Here is a 1,851-nt window from a genome sequence, read left to right as displayed (position 1 = left end):
GGACGCCCCCGCCCTCGACCCCGCCCGCTCCAGGACCGGCTCGCGGGAGGGACGCCCTCCCGCGCTGCTGACGCCCACGCCCGCGCACGTGCGGGTGGTGGCCGTGGACGTGAACGCCCAAGACGCGGCGGACGTGCGCGTGGCGGCGCGCGAGGTCCTCGGCGCCTGGAGCCGTGAGGCCCGTTCCCTGCACGAACGGGGCCCGGCCGCGCTCGGGGAGGGGGCGCCCTCCCAGGGCCTGCACCCCGCCTCGCTGGGGGTCACCCTCGGGCTGGGCCCCTCCCTGCTGGAACGCGCGGGGCTGGCCGACCGGCGTCCGCCGCACATGGAGGACCTGCCCGCCTTCGACTCCGACCGCCTCGACCCCGCCTGGTGCGGCGGCGATCTCATGCTGCACGTGGGAGCCGAGGACCCCCTGGTCCTCAGCTCCGCGGTCGACCACCTGCTGCGCGCGGCCCGGGGCCGGGTCGGGGTCCGCTGGTCGCTGTCCGCCTTCCAGCGGTCGGCCGCGGCCGCCGCCGACCCCGCCGCCACACCGCGCAACCTCATGGGCCAGATCGACGGGACGGTCAACCCGCGCCCCGACGAGGCCCTGTTCGCCACCCAGGTCCTGGCCTCCCACACCGAGCCGTCCCTGGCCTGGATGGACGGGGGGTCCTACGTGGTCGTGCGGCGCATCCGCATGCTGCTGGACGACTGGTTCGCCCTGGAGACCCGACGGCGCGAGGACGTCATCGGACGCCGCCTGTCCGACGGCGCGCCCCTGGGCGGGGACCGCGAGCACGACCGGCCCGACCTGTCGGCCAGGGACGGCGCGGGGGAGCCGGTCATCGCCCGTGACGCCCACATCAGGCTCGCCAGCCCCGAGAGCACGCTGGGAGCACGGATGCTGCGCCGGGGCTTCAGCTACGACCTGGGCTGGGACGCCGACGGCCGCAGGCAGGCGGGCCTGCTCTTCACCGCCTGGCAGGCCGATCCGCGCACCGGGTTCACGGCGGTGCAGCGCAACCTCGACGAGGGCGGGGACGCGCTCGGCGCCTACGTCAGACACGAGGGCAGCGCACTGTTCGCGGTGCCGCCGGTGCGGGAGGGGGAGCCCCGTGTGGCGCACACCCTGCTGTGAGACCGGGGGATCCGGGAACCGGAGCGGTTCCCGCGACGACATCACGGTCGGGCCCGGCAGCGGGGCCCGACCGGACGTGGGGGAGAAGAGGCGAGTGAGGACCATGCCGCGTACACAGGCTGACAGGCGACGTAACGCACGCCGCGCCGCACCGGCCGCCCTGGGGGTGCTGCTGTGCGTCACCGCGTGCGGGGGCGGACCGGGCGCCTCCGGGGAGACGGCCTCCGCCGCTCCCGCGAGTGAGCGGGGCCGGGCCGAGGCCGGGCACCTGCTGGTGACGGAGGCCTGGATGCCCGAACCGGCCAACCCGGAGGTGGGGGTGGTCTACCTGCGCGTGTCCAACTCGGGGGAGTCGGACGACGCCGTCACGGGGGTGTCCACCGACGCCTCCGACGACGCCGACCTGTGCAGTACCGAGACCACCGACTCCGGGGCCGCGCGCATGCGGGTCGTGGAGGAGATCCCGGTTCCGGCCGGGGGAGCGACCACCCTGGTCGAGGGCGGCTACCACGTCATGGTCAACGACCTGCCCGAAGCGCCCGTCGTCGGGGACGAGGTCACCGTCACCCTCTCCTTCGCCAGCGAGGAGGAGCTGGAGGTCACCGTCCCGGTGGAGCCGATGACCGCGGAGCAGGAGGAAAGCGGCTCCGGACACGAGCACCACCATTGAACCCGCCGCTCCGGCCCGAGGGGCTGGCCGCCGTCCGGCGCGGCGACCAGCCCCTCGG

Annotated in this window: 2 protein-coding genes; both read left to right on the top strand. The window is 75.7% G+C overall.

The window, feature by feature from the left end; translation table 11 throughout:
• On the top strand, window positions 1-1,123 hold a 1,123-nt coding region (locus tag DQW06_RS27530; RefSeq protein ID WP_117199579.1), incomplete at its 5' end, for a Dyp-type peroxidase.
• Between the two features lie 103 nt (window positions 1,124-1,226).
• Entirely contained in the window at window positions 1,227-1,793 is a 567-nt protein-coding gene (locus tag DQW06_RS27525; protein ID WP_117199578.1) for a copper chaperone PCu(A)C, read from the top strand.
• Window positions 1,794-1,851: the final 58 nt, after the last annotated feature.

Origin of the sequence: Nocardiopsis sp. TNDT3, assembly GCF_003427465.1 — a bacterium.
GTDB lineage: Bacteria > Actinomycetota > Actinomycetes > Streptosporangiales > Streptosporangiaceae > Nocardiopsis > Nocardiopsis dassonvillei.
The sequence above is the reverse complement of the archived record's forward strand: the minus strand, read 5'-3'. Positions and strand labels throughout refer to the sequence as shown.

Bases quoted from the DNA above. Each gene is read 5' to 3' on its own strand.
- DQW06_RS27525 (WP_117199578.1), top strand. From the start codon at position 1,227: ATGCCGCGTACACAGGCTGACAGGCGACGTAACGCACGCCGCGCCGCA.